This is a genomic window from Pseudomonas sp. GW823-FHT05G12, from assembly GCF_058795575.1.
The window spans coordinates 5,135,837-5,155,321 of sequence record NZ_CM179501.1; the positions used below are offsets into that span (position 1 = coordinate 5,135,837).

The following is a 19,485-nucleotide window of genomic DNA, read 5'->3' on the forward strand; positions in this document are numbered from 1 at the left end:
CGTTCTCCTTGGAATTGTTGTCGGGACGAGATCGCCAGCGCCGGGCAAACGCGGGGTGGCGTCCTGAGGCTTGTTTCGAGTATAGATGTGCAAACATCCAACAAGAACGCACAAAAAAACCGGATCATCATGCAAAAAGACCTCACATCCCTGAGCGCGCTCAACTGGGACGATTTGAAGTTCTTCCTCGAAGTGGCTCGCACCCGCAAGGCCAGCAGTGCCGCCAAACGGCTGAGCGTGGACTACACCACCGTGTCGCGACGCATCAGCTCGCTGGAGGGTGCGCTGGGCACCTTGCTGTTCGAAAAGTCGCGCACCAACGGCTTTGTGCTGACCGCCGAGGGCCAGCGCCTGCTGGGCTATGCCGAATCGATCGAGAGCACACTGCACATGGCGTGCGAGCAGGTGTCCGGGTCGGGGGTGGCGTTGTCGGGCCATGTGCGCATGGGCTGCACCGAGGGCTTTGGCAGCTTTTTCATCACGCCGCAGCTAAGCCACTTCGTCGACGCCTACCCGGCAATTTCGGTGGACATCCTGCCGCTGCCGCACTTCATCAGCCTGTCCAAGCGTGAAGCGGACATCGTCATCGCGCTGGAGCGGCCCGAGCATGGGCCTTATGTGTGCTGCAAGCTGTGCGATTACCGCCTTCGGCTATATGCCACCCAGGGCTACCTGGACAGCCACGCGCCGATCCGCCAGGTGACGGACCTGGCCAAACACCCCTTCATCAGTTACGTGGATGACCTGGCGTTCAGCTCCGAGCTGCTGTACCTGGCCAACCTGATCCCCAACGCCAGCGCACATTTGCGCAGTACCAGCGTGATCGCGCAGTACACGGCAGCGTTGCAGGGGCGTGGGCTGGCGATATTGCCGTGCTTCCTCGCCGCGCAGGACCCGCGATTGGTCACGGTGTTGCCGGAGGAGATCGAGGTGACGAGGCAGTTCTGGATGTATTGCCGGGAGGATTTGCGCAAGTTGAAGCGCATTACCCTGCTGTGGGATTACATCCGCGGGGTGACCGAGGCGAATGCGCCGTTGTTGATGGGGCAAACCCGCGAGATGCACTTTGCCCAGGACTGATGGGCCTGCGCATTTTCAAGGACAAGCACAGATCCTGTGGGGGCTTGCCCGCGAACACCGGCGGAGCCGGTGCCAGATACCGCGTCGCCTGCTTCGCGGGCACGCCCGCTTCCACAGGGGATATGTGACCGACGGGCCTGCACATTTCCAAGGACAAGCACAGATCCTGTGGGAGCGGGCTTGCCCGCGAACACCGGCGAAGCCGGTGCCAGACACCGCGTCGCCTGCTTCGCGGGCACGCCCGCTTCCACAGGGGATATGTGACCGACGGGCCTGCGCATTTCCAAGGACAAGCACAGATCCTGTGGGGGCTTGCCCGCGAACACCGGCGAAGCCGGTACCAGATACCGCGTCGCCTGCTTCGCGGGCACGCCCGCTCCCACAGGGGATATGTGACCGACGGGCCTGCGCATTTTCAAGGACAAGCACAGATCCTGTGGGGGCTTGCCCGCGAACACCGGCGAAGCCGGTGCCAGATACCGCCTTGCCTGCTTCGCGGGCACGCCCGCTCCCACAGGGGATATGTGACCGATGGGCCTGCACATTTCCAAGGACAAGCACAGATCCTGTGGGAGCGGGCTTGCCCGCGAACACCGGCGAAGCCGGTGCCAGGCACCGCGTTGCCCGCACCTACAGGGACTATGTGACAGCCCGAGCGGCAACGATCAGTAGGACGCTACCACGATGGACACCCGACGGTTCTCGGTACGCCCGGCGCTGGTGCGGTTGTCCGCTACCGGCTGGCTGCTGCCCAGGCCGCGGCTCTGAATGTTCTGCGCCTGCATGCCAATCCCCACCAACGCCTTGGTCACACTTTGCGCGCGGCGCTCGGACAGCTGCTGGTTATACGCCGCCTTGCCCGACGAGTCGGCATGCCCGTCCACCCGCACGCCCTGGATACCCACGCCCAGCAGCGCCTTGCCGATGCGCTCGACAATCGCCTGGCTCTGGCCGTTGAGGCTGTCCAGATCGCTGCCGAACAGCACTTTGCCAGACAAGTCGTAGGCCCAACCTTCATCGGTCGGGGTGAAACCTTCGCGCTTTAGCACGGCAATCTGTTCTGGGGTAAGGCCCTTTTGGGGTGCGCTCTGGCACCCCGTCAGCGCCAGCATGGCGAACAACAAGGCCCAAAGCGGAAAACGTAAAGCGTGCATCACGGGTTCAACTCCTGTTCCTGATTTCATTGGCGGACCGTTCCGTCTGCGCCACTTGCCAATGGCCACGGCGTTCGCGCTTGGCCTGGTACATTGCCGCATCGGCGGCATTCAGAAGACTGGCGGGGTCAGCGCCGTCATCCGGGTAATAGGCAATACCGACACTCAGCGAGGTGGAAACACTGCGGCCACTGTCCAGTTGCACCGGCAGCCTCATGCTGGCAACGATCTTCTCGGCAATGTGTTCGGCATCCTTGCGCGTATGCAAAGGCGTCAACAACACGGCAAACTCGTCGCCCCCCAGGCGCGCCACCAGGTCTTGCTCGCGCAACTGGGCGCGCACACGTTCGGCCACGCTGATCAACACCTCGTCACCCACGGCGTGGCCGAGGGTGTCGTTGATCTGCTTGAAGTGGTCGCTGTCGAGGAACAGCACTGCCAGGTGGTCCTGCTGGCGCGCCGCATTTCGCACGCTGCGGCTCAGGCGCCCTTCAAAGAAGGCGCGGTTGGGCAAGCCGGTCAGGCTGTCGTGGCTGGCCTGATGGGCCAGGGTCTGGTTTTCGCTCTGCAGGTGGCTATGCCACACCTCCAGTTCATCCAGCAGGGCATTGAAGTCGTTACCCAGCTCGTTCAGCTCGGCAATCGGCGCTTCTGGCACGCGCCGGTCGAAGCTGCGCTCGCGGCGGGCGGCATGGGCGACACTGGCCAGGCCACGCAGCGGGCGGGTGATATCGTTGAGCAGGCGCCGCGACAGATACTGGGCAGCCAGGGCGCTGAGGACCGTGCAGAACAGGATACCGGCCAAGCCACTGAGCAGGAACAGCAACAGGCTCCTGCCCTGGCCTGCCAGTTCGATATGCCCGACCTGCTGTTGCTGGTGCACGATCGGCAGAATGACCGGCTCATCCAGCAAGGCGCTGGCAACCTGCACCTCCAGCTGCGCAAGCATGCCGGTATTGTCGCGTTGCCAGTGCGCCAGTTGCTCGCCCTCGTTGTTGAAGACCTTGGCCTCGGCCACTTCTTCGGTACTGGCAATCAACGCCAGCGATTCATTGGCGGCGGCGCTGTCATCGAACACCACAGCCGCTTCTACGGTGTAGTTGATCGAGCGGGCGATCAACTGCAGGTTATGGTTGGCATAGACTCGCAGGGCGAGCACGCCCAGCAGGGTGAGGGAGATACCCGCCAGGCCAACGGCAAGCAAGGCGACGCTGAGGTGGCCACGGCCCAGCACCGAGCGCAGGGTCGGGCGCACGGTACGCTTGCGGGTCGGCTTCATGGCTGCTCCGCCCGGCGCCGCGACAATTGCAGCACGCTGGGGTGAATGCGCACGCCAGAGCGTGCCACCGAGTCGAGATTGACTTCAAAGGCCACCTGCTGGTCGCTGACCCGCAGGCAGAACAGGCTGCCGACCGTGCAGGGGTCATCCGCCTCGCTGATGCTCAGCACCGGGTGGCCGCCGATACGCTGGAACAGCCGATCGCGCTGGCCCTGGTCAAGCTTGCCAATGTAGAGGGCATCGCAGGCCTGGGCGACCTGGGTGTCTTCTGCCAGCAGGCGCCGCACCTGCAGCGGCCGGCCGGACTCCTGGACATGGCCCTTGATGAGATCGTCGGCGTACTCGGTCGGGCCGACCAGGCACAGGCGTAAAGGAGAAGGTTCGACGGGCCAGCGGGCGTAACTGAAGATACCCAGTACTACCTGGGTGACTGCCTTGGCGCGTTGCTGTGCCTGGGCGGAGGTTGTGCCGGGGTCTGCCCGGGCAGCGCCTGCAGAAAGGAACAGGACGGCCAGCAATAGCGAAAGCGCACAGCTTGTCACTCGCCTTGCGGCCACGTTCATGTGGGAAATCCCTTGAAGCCCCTTCCGATATCGGCGCAACGATAGCACATGGCCGCTTTATTGTAGGAGCGTGCGGCCACGTGTAATGGGTTTCATGGCCCTAGACCTGCTCGAGCATCAACCCGGAAATACGCCGTACTTTGCGCGCCACCGCTTCTTCGAAAATGCCTTGGCGTGGCTCGACCAGGCTGAAGCAGTGCTTGGCCCGAGTGATGCCGGTGTACACCAATTCCTTGGTCAGCACCGGGTTGAGCGCCTCCGGCAGCACCAGGGCAGTGTGGCTGAACTCCGAGCCCTGGGACTTGTGCACGGTCATGGCGAATACCGTTTCCACTTCGTTGAGCCGGCTCGGCAGAACGAACCGCACACCACCACTGCCGTCGTTGCGCGGGAAGGCCACGCGCAGCAGCGGCTGGCCATGCTCATCCGGCAGGCGCAGGGCAATACCGATGTCACCGTTCATCAGGCCAAGGCCGTAGTCGTTGCGGGTCACCAGCACCGGGCGTCCTTCGTACCAGGGCTGCTGGCTGTCGATCAGACCGGCATTGTGCAGCACTCGCGCCACCCGCTCGTTGAGGCCTTCGACACCCCAGGCGCCCCGGCGCACCGCGCACAGCAACTGGAAATCCTCGAAACTGCGCAACACCTTGCCCGCCCATTGCTCCCAGGCGGGGTCGTCAAAGGCGGTATCAAGTGCCGGCCGGTAACGGCCAAGGGTGCGCAGGTAGCTGCGATAGCCTTGCGGCCCATCGGTACCGCGGTTCAGACCGTCGAGTAACAGGCGGTCGAAAGCACGATCCTGTTCGTGCTTGAGCGACAGGCTGTGCACGTCGGCAGGCGGCGCGGCCAGCAGGTTGCGCGCCGCGTGAGCGTCCTGACGATTGACCAGTCTGGCCAGCTGGCCAATACCGCTGCCTTCACCGAAACGCCGTGAAAAACGCAGCATCACCACCTGCTGGGCCAGCGGGTGACGCTGCTCATCGCCGGCCTTGAGGCCACTGCCGGCCAGCGACTCGCCACTGACCTGCTGAAGCCACGCTGCAGTCGCCGGCGAGTAAAAGCCCTCCTCAGCATCCCGGCACAGGTCACCCAGTACCGCGCCGGCCTCGACCGAGGCCAACTGGTCCTTGTCGCCCAGCAGCACCAGACGCGCCCGCGGCGGCAAGGCATCGAGCAGGTTGGCCATCATTTCCAGGTCGATCATCGACGCTTCGTCGACCACCAGCACGTCCAACGGCAACGGGTTGCCAGCATGATGGCGGAAGTGCCGCGAGCCCGGGCGGCTGCCGAGCAGGCGATGCACGGTGCTGACTTCAGTGGGGATTTGCCCGCGTACTTCGGCGCTGACTTGCAGACGCTCGACTTGCTGGCCAATGGATTCGGTCAGGCGCGCAGCGGCCTTGCCGGTCGGTGCCGCCAGGCGGATGCGCAGTGGCCTGCCCTGCTCCACTGCCGGCGCCTGCAGCAACGCCAGCAGGCGCACCACGGTGGTCGTCTTGCCGGTGCCGGGTCCGCCAGTGATGATGCTGAAACCGGCCCGGGTGGCCAAGGCGCAGGCGAGCTTCTGCCAGTCCACCTGGCCAGCTGGCGCGCCGCCCTCGAACAGTTGCGCCAGGCGCTCTGGCAGGTCCGCAGGCGGTGCTTCGGCCTGACTCAGGCGCTGGCGCAGGGCATGGTCGATGCGCCGCTCGTAACTCCAGTAACGGCGCAGGTAAAGGCGCTCGCCACTGCGTACCAGTGGCCGCGATTGCTGGCCAGGCGTATCACCTGCGGCCACCAGCGGGCTGGCGCTGATGCGCTGAAGCCAGGCATTCAAGTCAAGGTTGGCCAGCAGTTGCGATGGCAGTAGCAAAGGGCCGATAAGGGCGTCACCTTCCGGCGGCAACGACAGGGCGAAATCCGGCTCGGCCAAGGTTTGTTGCAGGTCGAGGCAGACATGTCCGTGCCCCAGTTGGTGGCTGGCCAGCGCCGCTGCCAGCAATAGCAAGGGATCACTGCCGGGGGCGCGCTCTTCCAGGAACGACACGAACGCGCGGTCCAGGGCTCGTAGCCAGCCCCGCTCAACCCAGCGGTCGAGTAATTGCAGCAGGTCAGCGCTGCTGTGCTGTGGTGCCAGCGCCAGCAGGTGCTCGGCGTGCAACGGAGTGGGCAACAGGTCGACAAGGCTTCGGCTCATGGCGCAACTCCGGCAAACAGGTCCTGCTGTACCGGCGCGTGCTCGCCACGGAACAACGCATCGAGGCTTTCGATCAGCTCACGCGGTGGCTTGGCGTGGTACACGCCGTGGCCGCTGCTGCTGGCACCGCGCAGGAAGATGAACAGGGCGCCGCCAACATGGCGGTCATAATCGTAGTCCGCCAGCCGCGCGCGCAACTGGCGGTGCAGGGCCAGCAGGTACAGCACATACTGCAGGTCGTAGCGGTGCTCAAGAATCGCCTTTTCCATGGCCATGGCATCGTAGGCCTGGATGTCCGCACCCAGCCAGTTGGACTTGTAGTCGGTCACGTAGTAACGCCCGTCCAGCTCGAACGCCAGGTCGATGAACCCTTTGAACATGCCGTTGAGCACGGTCGGCTGCGCAGCTGGGCGCGCCAGACCGGGGTGGGTGTGGCGTGCCACCAGGCGATCGAGTTGTTCTGCGTCGACCCGGTGGCTTGCGAACCAGAACTCCATTTCAATCTGGTAATGACGCAGCTGGCCCAGCGTTACGCTCTGGTCGCTGCCCGGCAGCGGCAACGCCTCGCCCAGCAAACGTTGCATCCAGTGGCTCAGGGTGGGGATCCAGCCGGCCCAGTCACGGCGATTGCAGCGCTGGCCAACGGTGCGCTCAATCAGTTGAGGGTTACCGCTGACCTCGCTGAAGCCCTCACGGCCTGCCCACTCCAGCAAACCATGGAGGAAGGTGCCGGGGTTAGGCCCCCGTGGGAAGCGATGGATATCGCCGCTGTCGGCCGGGACCTCGCGCAACACCTGGGCATCGGGCACCTCGTCGTCCAGCAGTTGCTGGGCCTGCGAGCTGTCGGCACCGAGGGTCTGATCGCCGACACGAAGGGCACTGTAGGAAGCGATCCACCAGTGCTCGGCAGCCGCATGGCGTGGCCTGCGTGCTGGCAGCAGCTCACGTTCGGCGTGTGGCGTGCGATACATCTGCTCATCCGCCTGCGGCAGGCCTGGGCAAGTGATGTGCGGGCAACTTGCCGCCAAAGCCTGCAACCAGTCCGCCAGCTGCGCCGAGCCAGCCAAGGCAAGGCCGCCCCCCAGCAGGTAGCCAAACGCCGAGCGGTGCAGCTGCGAGCTCTTCTGATTACCGCGCTTGAGGTCGGCGACACCCAGCCAGCAAGCATGCTGGGCGCGGGTCAGGGCCACGTAGAGCAGGCGCAGGTCTTCGGCCAAGCGCTCGTCGTCAGCACGCTCGATCTGCTCCTGATCGGGTGTGAGAGTGAGGTGGGCGTTACCTTCGCTGTCATGCCAGGCCAGCGGCAGACGGCTACCATCCACCGGTTTGCTGGTGCAGATGAATGGCAGGTAGACCAAGGGATATTCCAGGCCCTTGGACTTGTGGATGGTCACCACCTTGACCAACTGTTCGTCGCTCTCCAGGCGCAGGATCTGCTCTTCACCGGCCTGCCCGGAACTGGCCAGATGCTCGGCCAGGTGGCGGATAAGCGCCTGTTCGCCGTCCAGTTCGCCAGCGGCCTGCTGCAGCAGCTCGGCCAGGTGCAGCAGGTTGGTCAGCACCCGCTCGCCATCACTGCGGCGGATCAGCGTGCGCGGTAGCTGGAAGTCATGCAGCAGGTGGCGCAACATCGGCAACACCCCCTGGCGCTGCCAGGTGTCGCGGTACAGGCGAAAACGCATCACCCAGCTTTCCCAGACCCGCTCGTCCTGGTTAAGCCGGTCCAGCGCAGCCAGCGACAGGCCCAGTGTAAGGCTGGCCAGAGCAGCCTTGAGCAGGCGCTCCGAGTCAGGCTCGGCGCAGGCCTTGAGCCAGGCCAGCAGGTCGTGGGCTTCCTGGGCGGCAAACACCGAGTCCTTGTCGGACAGGTAGACGCTGCGCACCTCGCGTGCGGCCAGTTCGGCGCGGACCATCTGCGCCTCATGGCCATCGCGCACCAGGATGGCAATGTCCGAGGGCAAGCAGGCGCGCAATTCGCCTTCGGCATTCTGGAAGCCCGCCGTGCCCTGCTGGCCGCCATTGAGCAAGGCCACAATATGGCTGGCGCAACTGGCGGCCAGTTGCTGGCGGTAAACGCTGCTGGAGACTGGCTCTTCACTTTCCAGCTGCCAGCATTGCAGGGCTGCACCGACTTCACCGTCAATCAGCAGCTGTTCGCCACGCCCCTTGGCGCGCACTTCGATGAATGGCAGCGGGTTGTCATCAGCCTCGCGGAACAGGAATGCACCCCGCCCCGCTTCACGCGCCTCGGCCTGCAGGAACACCTGATTGACCGCCGCCACCATGGCTTTGCTGGAGCGGTAGTTGGTGTCCAGGCTGTGCAGGCGGCCGCTGGTAGCGCGTCGCGCGGCTAGGTAGGTGTAGATGTCGGCACCCCGAAAGGCGTAGATCGCCTGCTTGGGGTCGCCGATCATGAACAGACCGGTTTCTGCGCGATTTTCGCTGATCTGGTAGATGCGCTCGAAAATGCCGTACTGAACCGGGTCGGTGTCCTGGAATTCGTCGATCAGCGCTACCGGGAACTGCTCACGAATCAGGCTGGCCAGGCGCTCGCCGGCCTCGCTGGCGAGCGCGTGCTGCAAGCGCACGAGCATGTCGTCGAAGCCCATTTCTGCACGCCGGCGCTTCTCCACTTCGAAACGCGCCGATACCCAACTGGCGGCGTGCTCGAGCAGCGGGGCATCCGGGCTGTCCAGTGCCTGCAGTTGCTGCTGCAAGTGCTGCATGGCGTTGAGGGCTGGGTGCTCGGGAGGTTCTCCCTTCCAGGCCTCGGCCATGCCCGCCGGGGTCAGCCGGGTAAAGCCGGTGCCCAAGTCGAGCTCTACCAGTTGCTCATCGCTGGCCCAAGCGCAGAGCTTGTCGAACCAGGGCTCGAAGTAACGGGCTTGCATCTTGCGGCCGTCGACCTGTTTGGCGGCCAGCGCATCGCGGCAGATTTGCCGCAGTTCCTCAGCCCACTGTGCCCACGGCGCCTTGATCCGGGCCAACTGTGCACCCCGTTGCTGCAACGATGCCTGGATCAATGCGGCGGGCTCTGGCCCATTCTGCTGGGCGCGCACACGGCCAAACAATGGGCGAATGCGCGGCAGCAAGGCGTCGGGGCTCCCCCAGTTGCCGCGCACCCAGGCCAGTGCGTCCCCTTGCATCCCATAGCAGAAGCGCCGCCAGTAATCGCGCATGACCTGGCCCAACAACTCGCTGTGGTCGGTTTCCAGGGTCTGGGTGAACAGGCTGCCGCTGTCGAAGGCATGCTCGCGCAGCATGCGCTGGCACCAGCCATGGATGGTCGATACCGCAGCCTCGTCCATCCACTGCACGGCGATTTCCAACCGGCCGGCGCAACGCGGCCAGTTCTCTTGTGGATAATCGTCACGCAGTTGGTGCAACAGTGGATCGGCGCCTTCCAGTTCGCCACGGAAGAACCGTGCGGCTTCAGCCAGGCGGGCGCGGATACGCTCGCGCAGCTCTTTGGTGGCGGCATCGGTGAAGGTCACCACTAGGATCTGCGGTGGCAGCAGCTCGCGCTCGAAGCCCTGTTCGCCACCGTGACCGAGGATCAGGCGCAGGTACAGCGCCGAAATGGTGAAGGTCTTGCCCGTACCGGCGCTGGCCTCGATCAGCTGGCTACCGTGCAGGGGGAAACTCAGTGCCAGAGGACGGTCCTGGGTCATGCGCCTTTCTCCGGGTTGCCCAAGGTCTGCCAAGGGGCGGTAAACAACGGGCGATACAAGGTTTCGCACCAGCCTTCAAACGTTTCGTCAGCGGTGAGTGCTGCAAAGTCCCGGAACTGGCGGGCCAAGGCAATGCTTTCACTCCGTTCGCCAAAGCTGGTGCGTTCGTCGCCTTCGTAGGCGCGAGCTGCTGCGGCCATGGCTTTATCCGCATCGTCCTGGGCCAACCAGGCGAACGCGGTCTTGGCCGCGACTGGCAACGGCGCGTTCATTGCCGCCTGACGGGCCACCAACAGGTCGCCCAGCAGTTGCGCGGCCTGCGCTTGCGGCAGCGGTGCAAGCAACAGGGTCAGGTCACTGGCTACCAATGCACTGTTATAGGGGTAGCCCGCCGCACAGGCCGCCAGGTGCGTAACCCAGGGCGCGATAAGGCGGTGCCACTTCAGGTTGTTGCGCCCGGCACTGATGGTGTTGGGTACTGTGGTGATGCTGAGAAGGCTCTGATCTTCCGCCTGGAACACCCGGCCCAGCCAGCCCTCAAGTCGGTGCTGACCGTGCTCGAAATGCACTGGCAAAGCGCCCTCGACCAGCTGTGGCCAGCGTTGCAGCAATTGCTGGTGACGTTGCAGCAGGTCCGGCAGCGGTTCGATCAACTCGTTTTGCAGCAGTTCGCCGAAACCGGCTAGCGGCAGCAAACCGCAGGCCTGCAGGCGTCGGGCCTGGGCGCGCAAGGCTTGTTCGGCGTTGTCCGGTTCGGCCAAGGCGGCGCCAAGCAGGCTTTCACTGGCGCCGTAGCGTTGCAGGGTATCGAGGACGAAGGGCTCTTCGTCCGGGGTCGGCGCTTCCAGCGCCTCAAAGTACACCTTCAAGCGCTGGCTGAAGAAGTGGCGTACCGGGTGGCGCAAGAAGTCATTCAGCTGGTGCAGACTCAGGGCTTCAGCGTCCTGATAAGGCGGCAAGCCCGGCTCGCTCTGCGCGTCTGTCTCACCCTGCTGGTGCAGCACCTGCCATTCATGGGCATAGCTGAACAGTGGGCTGCCCTTCTGGAAGTACCGAGGGCTGAACGGCTGCAGCGGGTGCTCCTGGGTCAGTGCGTGCAACAGTTGCTCGCCCGGTTTCGCGGGCTGGCCCTGCTGCGCGTCGGCCAAATGCCAGCCCGCAGCGATGTGATCGCGCAACTGGCCGATCAGCACCGAGGCCGGGCGTTCGCTATTGTCGCGGATACTGCGCCCGACCCAGCTGACATACAGCTGGTCACGTGCTGACAGTAGCGCTTCAAGCAACAGGTAACGGTCGTCTTCGCGGCGTGAGCGGTCACCGGGGCGATAGTCGCTGGCCATCAGGTCGAAGTCCAGCGGTGGCTGCGCACGCGGGTAATCGCCATCGTTCATGCCCAGCAGGCAGACCACCCTGAACGGGATCGCGCGCATGGGCATGAGTGTGCAGAAGTTGACCGAGCCGGCGAGGAAACGTTGCGACAGCTTGCCCTGATCGAGGCCCGACAGCCAGGCTTCACGCACCACGGTAAGCGGTAGCGGGTCGTGCAGGCCGACGGTCTCGCACACCTCAAGCCAGCTATCGCGCAGATCCTGCAACTGCATCAACAGGAATTCATCACCCTCGTCCTCGGCGAGGAAGAACACGTGCAGCAAGGCATGCAGTCGTTCGCCCCACTGGCTGACGGTGGCTGGCTCGGACAGGGCCTGGCAGGCGACTTCGAGCGCATCGAGCAACGCGACCAGCGGGCCGATCAACGCCGCGTCCAGGCCACCGATTTCATCGTAGGGTTCAATGCCATCACAGGCCTCACCCACCCCCACGGCATAACCCAACAGCATGCGGCGCAGGCCGAAACGCCAACTGTTCTGTTCGAGCCCGGCGGGCAAGCCCAGGCTCGCCCGCTGCTCGGCGTCAAGGCCCCAACGGATGCCAGCGCCCTCGATCCAGCGGTGCAGCGTGGGCAGGTCGTTTTCGCGGATGCCGAAGCGGGCGCGGACTGCCGGCACGTCCAGCAGGTCGAGCACTTCGCTGACCGCGAAGCGGCTATCAGGCAGTTTGAGCAAATGCTCAAGCGCGATCAGCAAAGGCTCGCGACCACGCTGGCCCTGGTCTGTCAGGGTGAACGGGATGTAGCGTGGGTCGTTGCGCTGCAACTGGCCGAAGACGGCGCGGATATGCGGCGCGTAAGTGTCGATGTCCGGCAGCATGACGATCACGTCGCGCGGGCGCAAAGTCGGGTCGGCGCTGAAGCGGGCCAACAGCTGGTCGTGGAGGATCTCCACTTCACGTTGCGGGCTGTGCGCGATATGGAAGCGGATCGAGCGGTCTTTTGTGGTGTCGACTGCCGGCCACCGTTCGCGGCTCTCGGCGAGCGGGCGCAATTCCAGGATGTCGTCCTGCAGTTCGTTGAGCAGCGTGGTGGGCGAACCGTCGCTGAACAGGTCGATGCGGCCGTCGCTGAACACGCCCTGGTAGCTGCCCGGGTCATCATAGCTGTCGAGCAGGTTGATGTAGTCGCGGCCTTGTTTACCCCAGGCAGCCAGCAATGGGTGGGCATGCTGGTGCAGCGTCTGGTCGTCCAGTTGCAGGGGCATGCCTTGCTTGCGTTGCTGGCGTTTGTACTGGTGGCGCAACAGGTCCTTGTCGGCAACGATATCGGCCCAGTGGTGGCGGCATGGGTTGTGTACGCACAGCAATACCTGACTGAAACGCGACAGGCCTGCCAGTGCTTCCAGGGCCTGGGCCGGCAGCGAAGAGATACCGAACACGATCACCCTCGGTGGCAGCCCGGCAGGCGCCTGCTCCAGGCTGTTGATGCGCTCGATGAAACGTTGGTGTACCCCGGCGCGGCTTTGCGCCATGCCTTGCTCGCCAACATCCTCCAGCAATGCTCGCCACAACTCGGCTTGCCAGCGGTTGCCTGGCGGCAGAACTTTGCACTCGCCGCGGGCCGTGTTGATGACGTGCTCACCAGTGGCCCAGTCCTTGAGCCAATCGGCGCGGTAGACCTGGTACTGGTCGAACAGGTCGGCCAAGCGCTCGGCGAGCTGGTAGCGCTTGCGCAAGTCACTGTCATCGGTGAGGAAGCGCCGCAGTGGCTCGAAATGCGGGCGCTCGATGAGTGCTGGCAACAGGCGCATCAGGCGCCAGGTCAGGGGTGCCTTGTCGAGCAGAGACACTTCGGGGATTTCGCTACGGCCAAGCACGCTGCGGTAGAGCTGCCACATAAAGCTACCGGGCAGTTGTACATCGATTGCAGCAGCGATGCCGCAGCCGCCCAGGTCATCGTCTAGCGGATCTTCAGCCAGGGCCAACTTGAGCCATTGGGCAATGCCATTGCTTTGAACCAGGGCAATTTCGTTTTCCAGAGGCGCCAGCGGGTAGCGACGCATCCAGCTCACTACCAGGCTACGCAGGTCGTCGAGGCGGTTGCCGTGGACGATCATGAAGCCAGGGTGGAGATGGGCGGTGTTGAGCATCGGAAGATCTCTGGAGGCACTGATGGCTGAGAGGGGAACGATATCACGCGTACAGGAAACGGCCGAATGCCATCAGGCCACGGGAGCGGGCGTGTCCGCTCCCGCAGTGATTCGCGCAGGTCGAGTTTTTTTGCCCACAAAGACAAAACCCCTACCTGCATGTGCAGATAGGGGTTTTGCGAAATGAATCTTGACGATGACCTACTCTCACATGGGGAAACCCCACACTACCATCGGCGATGCATCGTTTCACTACTGAGTTCGGGATGGGATCAGGTGGTTCCAATGCTCTATGGTCGTCAAGAAATTCTGTTGCCAGAATGTCCAGATGGACAGCCCAGCGAATTCGGATATGCGATATTTGTGGTCTTACGAATTTTCGGGTCTTTCGTCTTCACCACCGCAATCTGCGTCAGCAAATTGCTTGGGTGTTATATGGTCAAGCCTCACGGGCAATTAGTATTGGTTAGCTCAACGCCTCACAGCGCTTACACACCCAACCTATCAACGTCGTAGTCTTCGACGGCCCTTTAGGGGATTCAAGATCCCAGTGAGATCTCATCTTGAGGCAAGTTTCCCGCTTAGATGCTTTCAGCGGTTATCTCTTCCGAACATAGCTACCCGGCAATGCCACTGGCGTGACAACCGGAACACCAGAGGTTCGTCCACTCCGGTCCTCTCGTACTAGGAGCAGCCCCTCTCAAATCTCAAACGTCCACGGCAGATAGGGACCGAACTGTCTCACGACGTTCTAAACCCAGCTCGCGTACCACTTTAAATGGCGAACAGCCATACCCTTGGGACCGGCTTCAGCCCCAGGATGTGATGAGCCGACATCGAGGTGCCAAACACCGCCGTCGATATGAACTCTTGGGCGGTATCAGCCTGTTATCCCCGGAGTACCTTTTATCCGTTGAGCGATGGCCCTTCCATACAGAACCACCGGATCACTAAGACCTACTTTCGTACCTGCTCGACGTGTTTGTCTCGCAGTCAAGCGCGCTTTTGCCTTTATACTCTACGACCGATTTCCGACCGGTCTGAGCGCACCTTCGTACTCCTCCGTTACTCTTTGGGAGGAGACCGCCCCAGTCAAACTACCCACCATACACTGTCCTCGATCCGGATAACGGACCTGAGTTAGAACCTCAAAGTTGCCAGGGTGGTATTTCAAGGATGGCTCCATGAGAACTGGCGTCCCCACTTCAAAGCCTCCCACCTATCCTACACAAGCAAATTCAAAGTCCAGTGCAAAGCTATAGTAAAGGTTCACGGGGTCTTTCCGTCTAGCCGCGGATACACTGCATCTTCACAGCGATTTCAATTTCACTGAGTCTCGGGTGGAGACAGCGCCGCCATCGTTACGCCATTCGTGCAGGTCGGAACTTACCCGACAAGGAATTTCGCTACCTTAGGACCGTTATAGTTACGGCCGCCGTTTACCGGGGCTTCGATCAAGAGCTTCGCTTGCGCTAACCCCATCAATTAACCTTCCGGCACCGGGCAGGCGTCACACCCTATACGTCCACTTTCGTGTTTGCAGAGTGCTGTGTTTTTAATAAACAGTCGCAGCGGCCTGGTATCTTCGACCGGCATGGGCTTACGGAGCAAGTCCTTCACCCTCGCCGGCGCACCTTCTCCCGAAGTTACGGTGCCATTTTGCCTAGTTCCTTCACCCGAGTTCTCTCAAGCGCCTTGGTATTCTCTACCTAACCACCTGTGTCGGTTTGGGGTACGGTTCCCAGTTATCTGAAGCTTAGGAGCTTTTCTTGGAAGCATGGTATCAACCACTTCGTCGCCTGAAGGCAACTCGTCATCAGCTCTCGGCCTTGAAATCCCGGATTTGCCTAAGATTTCAGCCTACCACCTTAAACCTGGACAACCAACGCCAGGCTGGCCTAACCTTCTCCGTCCCTCCATCGCAATAACTGGAAGTACAGGAATATTAACCTGTTTTCCATCGACTACGCTTTTCAGCCTCGCCTTAGGGACCGACTAACCCTGCGTCGATTAACGTTGCGCAGGAAACCTTGGTCTTTCGGCGTGCGAGTTTTTCACTCGCATTGTCGTTACTCATGTCAGCATTCGCACTTCTGATACCTCCAGCAAGCTTCTCAACTCACCTTCACAGGCTTACAGAACGCTCCTCTACCGCATCATCGTAAGATGATACCCGTAGCTTCGGTGCATGGTTTGAGCCCCGTTACATCTTCCGCGCAGGCCGACTCGACTAGTGAGCTATTACGCTTTCTTTAAAGGGTGGCTGCTTCTAAGCCAACCTCCTAGCTGTCTAAGCCTTCCCACATCGTTTCCCACTTAACCATGACTTTGGGACCTTAGCTGACGGTCTGGGTTGTTTCCCTTTTCACGACGGACGTTAGCACCCGCCGTGTGTCTCCCATGCTCGGCACTTGTAGGTATTCGGAGTTTGCATCGGTTTGGTAAGTCGGGATGACCCCCTAGCCGAAACAGTGCTCTACCCCCTACAGTGATACATGAGGCGCTACCTAAATAGCTTTCGAGGAGAACCAGCTATCTCCGAGCTTGATTAGCCTTTCACTCCGATCCACAGGTCATCCGCTAACTTTTCAACGGTAGTCGGTTCGGTCCTCCAGTCAGTGTTACCTAACCTTCAACCTGCCCATGGATAGATCGCCCGGTTTCGGGTCTATACCCAGCGACTAAACGCCCTATTAAGACTCGCTTTCGCTACGCCTCCCCTATTCGGTTAAGCTCGCCACTGAATATAAGTCGCTGACCCATTATACAAAAGGTACGCAGTCACCTAACAAAGTAGGCTCCCACTGCTTGTACGCATACGGTTTCAGGTTCTATTTCACTCCCCTCTCCGGGGTTCTTTTCGCCTTTCCCTCACGGTACTGGTTCACTATCGGTCAGTCAGTAGTATTTAGCCTTGGAGGATGGTCCCCCCATATTCAGACAAAGTTTCTCGTGCTCCGTCCTACTCGATTTCATTGACAAGAGATTTTCGTGTACGGGGCTATCACCCACTATGGCCGCACTTTCCAGAGCGTTCCACTAATCTCAAATCAACTTAAGGGCTGGTCCCCGTTCGCTCGCCACTACTAAGGGAATCTCGGTTGATTTCTTTTCCTCAGGGTACTTAGATGTTTCAGTTCCCCTGGTTCGCCTCTTGCACCTATGTATTCAGTACAAGATAACCAGCTTATGCTGGCTGGGTTCCCCCATTCAGAGATCTCTGGATCACAGTCTGTTTGCCGACTCCCCAAAGCTTATCGCAGGCTACCACGTCTTTCATCGCCTCTGACTGCCAAGGCATCCACCGTATGCGCTTCTTCACTTGACCATATAACCCCAAGCAATCTGGTTATACTGTGAAGACGACATTCGCCGAAAATTCGTACGTTGCTCTTTCGAGCAGAACTCACAAATTTTACCTTAGCCTGATCCACCAGCAGTGAAACTGGTGTTCAGTCTATATCTATCACATATCCGAATTTTTAAAGAACGATCTGACAAAAGTCAGAAATCAACATTCGACGCGAATGCTCATTTCTGAGTTTGATCAAGGTAAAGCAAGTGGTGGAGCCAAGCGGGATCGAACCGCTGACCTCCTGCGTGCAAGGCAGGCGCTCTCCCAGCTGAGCTATGGCCCCGCATATTGGTAGGTCTGGGCAGATTTGAACTGCCGACCTCACCCTTATCAGGGGTGCGCTCTAACCAACTGAGCTACAGACCTATATAGGGTCTTGATCGTCTTCGACAATGAATCAAGCAATTCGTGTGGGAGCTCATCAGCAGGCTGATGTCGTCGATTAAGGAGGTGATCCAGCCGCAGGTTCCCCTACGGCTACCTTGTTACGACTTCACCCCAGTCATGAATCACACCGTGGTAACCGTCCCCCCGAAGGTTAGACTAGCTACTTCTGGTGCAACCCACTCCCATGGTGTGACGGGCGGTGTGTACAAGGCCCGGGAACGTATTCACCGCGACATTCTGATTCGCGATTACTAGCGATTCCGACTTCACGCAGTCGAGTTGCAGACTGCGATCCGGACTACGATCGGTTTTGTGAGATTAGCTCCACCTCGCGGCTTGGCAACCCTCTGTACCGACCATTGTAGCACGTGTGTAGCCCAGGCCGTAAGGGCCATGATGACTTGACGTCATCCCCACCTTCCTCCGGTTTGTCACCGGCAGTCTCCTTAGAGTGCCCACCATAACGTGCTGGTAACTAAGGACAAGGGTTGCGCTCGTTACGGGACTTAACCCAACATCTCACGACACGAGCTGACGACAGCCATGCAGCACCTGTGTCAGAGTTCCCGAAGGCACCAATCCATCTCTGGAAAGTTCTCTGCATGTCAAGGCCTGGTAAGGTTCTTCGCGTTGCTTCGAATTAAACCACATGCTCCACCGCTTGTGCGGGCCCCCGTCAATTCATTTGAGTTTTAACCTTGCGGCCGTACTCCCCAGGCGGTCAACTTAATGCGTTAGCTGCGCCACTAAAATCTCAAGGATTCCAACGGCTAGTTGACATCGTTTACGGCGTGGACTACCAGGGTATCTAATCCTGTTTGCTCCCCACGCTTTCGCACCTCAGTGTCAGTATCAGTCCAGGTGGTCGCCTTCGCCACTGGTGTTCCTTCCTATATCTACGCATTTCACCGCTACACAGGAAATTCCACCACCCTCTACCGTACTCTAGCCTGCCAGTTTTGGATGCAGTTCCCAGGTTGAGCCCGGGGCTTTCACATCCAACTTAACAAACCACCTACGCGCGCTTTACGCCCAGTAATTCCGATTAACGCTTGCACCCTCTGTATTACCGCGGCTGCTGGCACAGAGTTAGCCGGTGCTTATTCTGTCGGTAACGTCAAAACAGCAAGGTATTAACTTACTGCCCTTCCTCCCAACTTAAAGTGCTTTACAATCCGAAGACCTTCTTCACACACGCGGCATGGCTGGATCAGGCTTTCGCCCATTGTCCAATATTCCCCACTGCTGCCTCCCGTAGGAGTCTGGACCGTGTCTCAGTTCCAGTGTGACTGATCATCCTCTCAGACCAGTTACGGATCGTCGCCTTGGTGAGCCATTACCCCACCAACTAGCTAATCCGACCTAGGCTCATCTGATAGCGCAAGGCCCGAAGGTCCCCTGCTTTCTCCCGTAGGACGTATGCGGTATTAGCGTTCCTTTCGAAACGTTGTCCCCCACTACCAGGCAGATTCCTAGGCATTACTCACCCGTCCGCCGCTGAATCAAGGAGCAAGCTCCCGTCATCCGCTCGACTTGCATGTGTTAGGCCTGCCGCCAGCGTTCAATCTGAGCCATGATCAAACTCTTCAGTTCAATACTGCTTGGGTTTTTAAGAAACCCTAAACTTGGCTCAGCAATCTCAAATGACTATGTGATTTCTCGCATGGCCACTTGTGATGCTGATAATCTTTTTGACTATCAGTCCGTACTCACAAGCACCCACACGAATTGCTTGATTCGATTTGTTAAAGAGCGTTTGGTTAAGAGCTTTTCGTCTCAACCGAGGCGCGCATTCTACGCATTCCTCAGAGCCTGTCAAGCGTTTATTTTGAAGTTTTTTTCGAGAAACTCGTTTAGCTTCAAACACTTGGCTCGCTGCGATCTCTCGTAGCGGGAGGCGAATCATACAGCACTTGGAAGCGCTGTCAACCATCATCTCAACCGCTGGCGATCATTTGATCGTAGCCCTTTCAGCACCTTCATAACTGTCTAACTCATTGAATTTCAAGGAGTTTGTCATTCCGTTGTCGCTGGAAGTGGGGCGCATTATAAGGGGATTCGAGAGGGCGTCAACCTTTAATTTCAAGAAAGTGAAATATAAGGGGGAAAGACCGTATCAGGGCTGCCAAGTGTTCGCCACAACAGTTTCAGCGCCTGTGAGATCGAGCGCCGCCCGCGCGGCGCTTCGCGGGTAAACCCGCTCCTACGTTTGTTTCGGGCCAATTATGCCTGTGGGATTCGCGCGCGAACGCCTTGGTGCCTGTCTCGATATCGCGTCGTACCAACAAGGCGGTCGCGCGCGCCAGGCACAGGAGGGACTGGCCCGAAACAAACGTAGGAG

The 19,485-nt window shown here is 60.5% G+C and carries 7 protein-coding genes, 2 tRNA genes and 3 rRNA genes; 1 reads left to right on the plus strand and 11 read right to left on the minus strand.

The genetic code is table 11. The annotated features are described in order from the left end of the window. The first annotated feature begins 129 nt into the window (after nt 1-129). Complete coding sequence (locus tag AC3RCM_RS23515) at nt 130-1,080, plus strand: LysR family transcriptional regulator (RefSeq protein WP_064491009.1); 951 nt, start codon at nt 130-132, stop codon at nt 1,078-1,080. A 665-nt stretch (nt 1,081-1,745) separates the two neighbouring features. Here the strand turns inward: AC3RCM_RS23515 and yfiB are convergent. From yfiB to AC3RCM_RS23570, 11 genes are all read right to left on the minus strand, one after another. Further along, complete coding sequence (gene yfiB, locus AC3RCM_RS23520; RefSeq protein WP_049587103.1) at nt 1,746-2,237, minus strand: outer membrane lipoprotein YfiB; 492 nt, start codon at nt 2,235-2,237, stop codon at nt 1,746-1,748. Nucleotides 2,238-2,241: 4 nt separating this feature from the next. Continuing rightward, the gene (gene dgcN / locus AC3RCM_RS23525) at nt 2,242-3,513 is read right to left on the minus strand and encodes a diguanylate cyclase DgcN/YfiN (protein ID WP_104962573.1); all 1,272 of its coding nucleotides are present in this window, start codon (nt 3,511-3,513) and stop codon (nt 2,242-2,244) included. Then, nucleotides 3,510-4,076: a regulatory sequestration protein YfiR gene (yfiR, locus tag AC3RCM_RS23530; protein ID WP_064491011.1), complete on the minus strand. Its 567-nt coding sequence runs from the start codon at nt 4,074-4,076 to the stop codon at nt 3,510-3,512. Before yfiR ends, dgcN begins: the two co-directional genes overlap by 4 nt. Before the next feature lie 100 nt (nt 4,077-4,176). Then, on the minus strand, nt 4,177-6,252 hold the full coding sequence (recD, locus tag AC3RCM_RS23535) for an exodeoxyribonuclease V subunit alpha (protein ID WP_492629175.1): 2,076 nt from the start codon (nt 6,250-6,252) through the stop codon (nt 4,177-4,179). Beyond that, nucleotides 6,249-9,923: an exodeoxyribonuclease V subunit beta gene (recB, locus tag AC3RCM_RS23540; RefSeq protein ID WP_104887048.1), complete on the minus strand. Its 3,675-nt coding sequence runs from the start codon at nt 9,921-9,923 to the stop codon at nt 6,249-6,251. The genes recD and recB overlap by 4 nt, the downstream gene beginning before the upstream one ends. Then, the gene (gene recC / locus AC3RCM_RS23545; RefSeq protein ID WP_064491014.1) at nt 9,920-13,402 is read right to left on the minus strand and encodes an exodeoxyribonuclease V subunit gamma; all 3,483 of its coding nucleotides are present in this window, start codon (nt 13,400-13,402) and stop codon (nt 9,920-9,922) included. The genes recB and recC overlap by 4 nt, the downstream gene beginning before the upstream one ends. A gap of 188 nt (nt 13,403-13,590) precedes the next feature. After that, nucleotides 13,591-13,706, minus strand: a 5S ribosomal RNA gene (rrf, locus tag AC3RCM_RS23550). A gap of 131 nt (nt 13,707-13,837) precedes the next feature. Beyond that, a 23S ribosomal RNA gene (locus AC3RCM_RS23555) occupies nt 13,838-16,730 on the minus strand. 234 nt (nt 16,731-16,964) lie between these two features. Next, a tRNA-Ala gene (locus AC3RCM_RS23560) sits at nt 16,965-17,040 on the minus strand. 6 nt (nt 17,041-17,046) lie between these two features. Continuing rightward, a tRNA-Ile gene (locus AC3RCM_RS23565) sits at nt 17,047-17,123 on the minus strand. A 77-nt stretch (nt 17,124-17,200) separates the two neighbouring features. Beyond that, nucleotides 17,201-18,737, minus strand: a 16S ribosomal RNA gene (locus tag AC3RCM_RS23570). The 16S, 23S and 5S rRNA genes sit together here with 2 tRNA genes alongside, the layout of an rRNA operon. Nucleotides 18,738-19,485 lie beyond the last annotated feature (748 nt).